The sequence below is a fragment of the Streptomyces laculatispora genome, assembly GCF_017353455.1.
In the GTDB taxonomy this organism is placed as follows: Bacteria; Actinomycetota; Actinomycetes; order Streptomycetales; family Streptomycetaceae; genus Streptomyces; species Streptomyces laculatispora.
Window position 1 is genome coordinate 1 of the sequence record NZ_JAFMPZ010000320.1, and the last position, 6,406, is coordinate 6,406.

Here is a 6,406-nt window from a genome sequence, read left to right on the forward strand (position 1 = left end):
CCGGACGGCCGGGGTTTCCCACAGCCTGTGGACAGTCGGGAGCCGGACGAAACGCTGGCGTAGCATGCAGAGAAATCGTCCGGTACCCCCCGCGGACTGGAACGGAAGGCACCTGCCGCGTGAATACAACAGCCCCCAAGGAGCCCCTCGACGCGAGGGACCGCCCCGCCCGCCTCACCGTCGGCGTCGTCGGCGCGGGCCGCGTCGGCCCCGCACTGGCCGCGGCCCTGCGGCTGGCGGGACACCGCCCGGTGGCCGTCTCCGGCGTCTCCGACGCCTCGGTGCGCCGCGCCGCCGACCTGCTCCCCGACGTCCCCCTGGTGACGCCCGCCGAGGTCCTGGCGCGCGCCGAGCTCGTCCTGCTGACCGTCCCCGACGACGCCCTGCCGGGCCTCGTCGAGGGCCTGGCCGAGACCGGCGCGGTCCGGCCGGGACAGCTGATCGTGCACACCTCGGGGCGGTACGGCACGAAGGTGCTGGACCCCGCGCTGCGGGCCGGCGCCCTGCCGCTCGCCCTGCACCCGGCGATGACGTTCACCGGCACCTCCGTGGACGTCCAGCGGCTGGCCGGCTGCTCCTTCGGCGTCACCGCCCCCGAACAGCTGAGGCTCGCGGCCGAGGCGCTCGTCATCGAGATGGGCGGCGAACCCGAGTGGATCGCCGAGGAGTCCCGCCCGCTCTACCACGCGGCTCTCGCCCTCGGCGCGAACCACCTGGTCACGCTGGTCGCCCAGTCGATGGAGCTGCTGCGCACGGCGGGGGTCGCCGCCCCCGACCGGATGCTCGGCCCGCTGCTCGGCGCCGCGCTCGACAACGCCCTGCGCTCCGGTGACGCCGCCCTGACCGGCCCGGTCGCCCGCGGTGACGCCGGTACGGTCGCCGCGCACATCGGCGAGCTGCGCACCCACGCCCCGCAGACGGTGGCCGGGTACGTCGCGATGGCCCGCGCCACCGCCGACCGCGCGCTCGCCCACGGCATGCTCAAGCCGGAGCTCGCCGAGGACCTGCTCGGCGTCCTGGCCGACGGCGGCCGCACCGGACCGGAGGAGTCCCGATGACCGACCCCGCCGCCACCCTGCTCCGCACCGCCGCGGAGCTCGACGCCCACACCCCGGCCGTGACCGCCGGCAGCACGGCGGGCGCCCCCCGGGCCCGCCCCGAGCGCGCCGCCGTGATGACGATGGGCGCCCTGCACGAGGGACACGCCTCGCTCATCCGCGCCGCCCGCGCGGCCGTCGGCCCGGCCGGGCAGGTCGTCGTCACGGTCTTCGTCAACCCGCTCCAGTTCGGGGAGGCCGCGGACCTGGAGCGCTACCCCCGCACCCTCGACGCCGATCTCGCCCTCGTGGGCGCGGCCGGCGGCGACGTGGTCTTCGCCCCGTCCGCCGACGAGGTCTACCCCGGCGGGGAACCGCAGGTCCGGATCTCGGCAGGACCGATGGGCGAGCGCCTCGAAGGGGCCTCGCGCCCCGGGCACTTCGACGGGATGCTCACCGTCGTCGCCAAGCTGCTCCACCTCACCCGCCCGGACCTCGCGTTCTACGGGCAGAAGGACGCCCAGCAGCTGGCGCTGATCCGCCGCATGGTGCGCGATCTGAACTTCCCCGTGGAGATCGTGGGGGTGGAGACGGCCCGGGAGCCCGACGGCCTCGCGCTCTCCAGCCGCAACCGTTTCCTCGACGCGTACGAGCGCCACACCGCCCTCGCGCTGTCCCGGGCCCTGTTCGCCGCCCGCGACCGGCTCGCCGCCCAGCAGGCGCTGCACGCCCGCGCGCTGGCCGGCGGGTCGAGCGGTGACCGGGCCGCCGGGCTCACCCGGCTCGGCGAGGCCCGGCTGGCCGCCGACGCGCAGGCGGTCGCCCGCGCCAGGCCGGACGGCGGACCGGCCGCCGTGCGCGCCGCCGCCCGCGCGGTCCTGGACGACGCGGCGGCCGAACAGCCCCCGCTCGACCTCGACTACGTGGCGCTCGTGGACCCGGCGGACTTCACCGAGATCCCCGACGACCGCACCGCCGGTGACGCGGTACTCGCCGTCGCCGCCCGGGTGGGCACCACCCGGCTCATCGACAACATCCCGCTGACCTTCGGAGCCACCACGTGACCGGAATACGGCTGACCGCCCCCGCCCCCGGCTGGTCCATCGACGCCGATGTGGTGGTGGTCGGCTCCGGCGTGGCCGGCCTCACCGCCGCACTGCGCTGCGCCGCCGCGGGCCTCGCCACCGTCGTCGTCACCAAGGCCCGGCTCGACGACGGCTCGACCCGCTGGGCCCAAGGCGGCGTCGCCGCGGCCCTCGGCGAGGGCGACACCCCCGAGCAGCACCTCGACGACACCCTGGTCGCGGGCGCGGGTCTGTGCGACGAGGAGGCGGTGCGCACGCTCGTCACCGAGGGCCCCGACGCCGTGCGGCGGCTGATCGGGATCGGCGCGCACTTCGACACCACGGACGACGGCGACATCGCGCTGACCCGCGAGGGCGGCCACCACCGCCGCCGCATCGCCCACGCGGGCGGCGACGCGACCGGCGCGGAGATCTCCCGCGCCCTGGTCGAAGCCGTCCGCTCGGCCGCCCTGCACACCGTCGAGAACGCCCTGGTCCTCGATCTGCTCACCGACGCCGAAGGCCGTACGGCCGGCGTCACCCTGCACGTCATGGGCGAGGGCCAGCACGACGGCGTCGGCGCGGTGCACGCCCCCGCGGTGGTCCTCGCCACCGGCGGCATGGGCCAGGTCTTCTCCGCCACCACCAACCCGCCCGTCTCCACCGGCGACGGCGTGGCACTCGCGCTGCGGGCCGGCGCGGAGGTCTCGGACCTCGAATTCGTCCAGTTCCACCCCTCGGTCCTCTTCCTCGGCGCCGGCTCCGAGGGCCAGCAGCCCCTGGTGTCGGAGGCGGTACGGGGCGAGGGCGCCCACCTCGTCGACGCGCACGGCACGCGTTTCATGGTCGGGCAGCACGAACTGGCGGAACTGGCCCCCCGCGACATCGTCGCCAAGGCCATCATCCGCCAGATGCAGCTGCACGGCACCGAGCACATGTACCTCGACGCCCGTCACTTCGGCGCCGAGATGTGGGAGCAGCGCTTCCCCACCATCCTGGCGGCCTGCCGGGCGCACGGCATCGACCCGGTCACCGAGCCGATCCCCATCGCCCCGGCCGCGCACCACGCCTCCGGCGGCATCCGCACCGACCTGCGGGGCCGTACGACCGTGCCCGGTCTGTACGCCTGCGGCGAGGTCGCCTGCACCGGGGTGCACGGCGCCAACCGACTGGCCTCCAACTCGCTCCTCGAAGGGCTGGTGTTCGCCGAGCGCATCGCGGCGGACATCGTCGCGGACCGCCCCCGGGCGGGCGCCGAGGCCGTCGTCACGCATCCGGTGACCTCGCCGTTGCTGGCCCCCGAGGCCCGGGGCACGATCCAGCGCATCATGACCCGCGGCGCCGGCGTCCTGCGCTCCGCGGACAGCCTCGCCACCGCCGCCGAGGAGCTGGAGGACCTGCACCGCAGCGCGGCCCTGAAGGCCGGGGCGGCCGAGCCGAAGCTCGCGGTGCCCGGCGTCGAGGCCTGGGAGGTCACCAACCTGCTCCTGGTCTCCCGCGTCCTGGTCGCCGCCGCCCGCAGCCGCGAGGAGACCCGCGGCTGCCACTGGCGCGAGGACCGGCCCGAGCGCGACGACGAGAGCTGGCGCCGCCACCTCGTCGTACGGCTCACCCCCGACCGGCAGCTGGTCCTCCGTCGGACGGATACCGAGGCGTTCGGCCCCGTACGCCCGGCCGGGGCAGCAGACTGCGCACCAGCAAGCACCACCCACCCCACTCCCGAGGAGCCGTAACCGTGAGCACGCCCGAAGAGAATCCGCGCCCCACACCCGTGGACGTACCGCTGATCCAGATCGGCGCGCCCGCACCGGCCGCGGGCGGCTGCGGCGACGGCTGCGGCTGCGGCGGGGACGACGGCTACGACCTGGACGGTCTGGAGTGCGGCCTCGACCCGTCGCTCGCCCAGCTCCTGGCCGACGCGGGTCTGGACCCGGTCCAGGTCGAGGACGTCGCGCACGTCGCCATCGCGGAGGACCTCGACGGCGGAGTGGACGTCACCACCGTGGCCACCGTCCCCGAGGACGCCGTGGCCACCGGCGACTTCACCGCCCGTGAGGCGGGTGTGGTGGCCGGTCTGCACGTTGCCGAGGCCGTCCTGTCCATCGTCTGCACGTCCGAGTTCGAGGTCGAGCGGCACGTCGAGGACGGCGACCGCGTCGTTCCCGGCCAGAAGCTGCTGACCGTCACCACCCGCACCCGCGACCTGCTCACCGGCGAGCGCGGCGCGCTCAACCTGCTCTGCAGGCTCTCCGGCATCGCCACCGCCACCCGGGCCTGGGCCGATGTGCTCGAAGGCACGAAGGCCAAGGTCCGCGACACCCGCAAGACGACCCCGGGCCTGCGCGCCCTGGAGAAGTACGCGGTGCGCTGCGGCGGCGGGGTCAACCACCGCATGTCGCTGTCCGACGCCGCGCTCGTCAAGGACAACCACGTCATCGCGGCGGGCGGGGTGGCCGAGGCCTTCAAGCGGGTCAGGGCCGAGTTCCCGGACATCCCGATCGAGGTCGAGGTCGACACCATGGACCAGGTCGCCGAGGTGCTGGACGCGGGCGCCGACCTGATCCTGCTGGACAATTTCACCCCGTCGCAGACGGCCGAGGCCGTCGCCCTGGTGGGCGGCCGCGCGGTCCTGGAGTCCTCCGGCCGGCTGTCCCTCGGCTCCGCCCACGCCTACGCCGAGGCCGGCGTGGACTACCTGGCCGTCGGCGCGCTCACCCACTCCTCGCCGATCCTCGACATCGGCCTGGACTTCCGCGACACCGACGGGGCCGGCGCCTGATGCTGCTCACCATCGACGTCGGAAACACCCACACCGTGCTCGGCCTGTTCGACGGTGAGGAGATCGTCGAGCACTGGCGGATCTCCACCGACGCCCGCCGCACCGCGGACGAGCTGGCGGTGCTGCTCCAGGGCCTGATGGGCATGCACCCGCTGCTGGGGATGGAGCTGGGCGACGGGATCGAGGGCATCGCCATCTGCTCCACCGTCCCGGCCGTCCTGCACGAGCTGCGCGAGGTGACCCGCCGCTACTACGGCGACGTCCCCGCCGTGCTCGTCGAGCCGGGCATCAAGACGGGCGTGCCGATCCTGATGGACAACCCGAAGGAGGTCGGCGCGGACCGCATCATCAACGCGGTCGCCGCCGTCGACCTCTACGGCGGTCCGGCGATCGTCGTCGACTTCGGCACGGCCACCACCTTCGACGCGGTCTCCGCCCGCGGCGAGTACACCGGCGGCGTCATCGCGCCCGGCATCGAGATCTCCGTCGAGGCCCTCGGCGTCAAGGGCGCGCAGCTGCGCAAGATCGAGCTGGCCCGGCCGCGCAGCGTGATCGGCAAGAACACCGTCGAGGCCATGCAGTCGGGCATCATCTACGGCTTCGCTGGCCAGGTCGACGGTGTCGTCGGGCGGATGAAGAAGGAACTGGCAGCCGACCCCGACGACGTCACCGTCATCGCGACGGGCGGCCTTGCTCCGATGGTGCTGGGCGAGTCCTCGGTCATCGACGAGCACGAGCCCTGGCTCACGCTCATCGGCCTGCGCCTGGTGTACGAGCGCAACGTGTCGCGCCTGTAGTCCGGGTCCGGTCACGAGGCCCTGACCGGCGGTTCGGCGCGCGGCGGCTCATCGGAGCCGCCGCGCCGCCCCGACGGCCAGTTAAACGGATTTTGTCCATTTAGCACGTATTGTCGCGTTATGCCCACGCCCTACGGATCACGCGGCGGTATGGCGTTCAGCGCGGACGAGCTGCGAGTGCTCCGACGTGCCCTCGCCATCGCCCTCCATCCCGTGCCCCTGCCCGACGAGGATGTCCAGGACTGCCTGCGGCTAGCGGGCTCCGTGGACGAGACGGTCGGCGAGGCGGGACGGCTGCGCGCCTTCCTCCTCGCCGACCTCGTCCGCTACCGAAACGCCCTGCCCGGCTCCCTCGGCGGCTATCTGGAGCTCCTCCAGGACGCCCTCGCCGCCGGGTACGACCCCCGCCCCGAGGATCTGGCCGCGCTGCGCGCCCTGCGCGGCGGGCCGGTCGCCGCGGCGCTCCTGGAGCGCTGTCAGGTGCTCGCGGAGCGTTCGGTGCGCACCAGACTGGCCGGGCGCGCCGTCTCCGCGACGACCCCCGCGCCCCGCAGCCGGCTGCTCGCGCTGCCAGGCGGCCGTGCCGCGGAGCCCGAGAAGCCGAAGGCCCCGGCGGCCCCGGCGGCCCCGGCCCGCCCGGCGGCGCCGTCCGAGCGTCCGGCGCCGAAGCCCTCGGAGGTCTTCCCGCCCCGTCGCCGCCCGGTGCCCCCGCCGCAGCAGCGCGCCACG

The 6,406-nt window shown here is 74.8% G+C and carries 6 protein-coding genes; all 6 read left to right on the forward strand.

The genetic code is table 11. From position 1 onward, the window contains the following. The first annotated feature begins 119 nt into the window (after positions 1-119). On the forward strand, positions 120-1,058 hold the full coding sequence (locus tag J1C73_RS17555; protein WP_207317220.1) for a Rossmann-like and DUF2520 domain-containing protein: 939 nt from the start codon (positions 120-122) through the stop codon (positions 1,056-1,058). Then, the gene (gene panC / locus J1C73_RS17560) at positions 1,055-2,101 is read left to right on the forward strand and encodes a pantoate--beta-alanine ligase (protein WP_207317221.1); all 1,047 of its coding nucleotides are present in this window, start codon (positions 1,055-1,057) and stop codon (positions 2,099-2,101) included. The genes J1C73_RS17555 and panC overlap by 4 nt, the downstream gene beginning before the upstream one ends. Then, positions 2,098-3,834, forward strand: coding sequence for an L-aspartate oxidase (locus J1C73_RS17565; RefSeq protein WP_207317222.1), 1,737 nt, complete (start codon positions 2,098-2,100; stop codon positions 3,832-3,834). Before panC ends, J1C73_RS17565 begins: the two co-directional genes overlap by 4 nt. Positions 3,835-3,836: 2 nt before the next feature. Then, the gene (gene nadC / locus J1C73_RS17570) at positions 3,837-4,880 is read left to right on the forward strand and encodes a carboxylating nicotinate-nucleotide diphosphorylase (RefSeq protein ID WP_207317223.1); all 1,044 of its coding nucleotides are present in this window, start codon (positions 3,837-3,839) and stop codon (positions 4,878-4,880) included. Beyond that, on the forward strand, positions 4,880-5,677 hold the full coding sequence (locus J1C73_RS17575; protein ID WP_123460044.1) for a type III pantothenate kinase: 798 nt from the start codon (positions 4,880-4,882) through the stop codon (positions 5,675-5,677). The genes nadC and J1C73_RS17575 overlap by 1 nt, the downstream gene beginning before the upstream one ends. A gap of 150 nt (positions 5,678-5,827) precedes the next feature. Next, positions 5,828-6,406: hypothetical protein (locus tag J1C73_RS17580; RefSeq protein WP_207317224.1), on the forward strand; the 579-nt coding region annotated here is incomplete at its 3' end.

Bases quoted from the DNA above. Each gene is read 5' to 3' on its own strand.
- panC (WP_207317221.1), top strand. From the start codon at position 1,055: ATGACCGACCCCGCCGCCACCCTGCTCCGCACCGCCGCGGAGCTCGAC.
- J1C73_RS17575 (WP_123460044.1), top strand. From the start codon at position 4,880: ATGCTGCTCACCATCGACGTCGGAAACACCCACACCGTGCTCGGCCTG.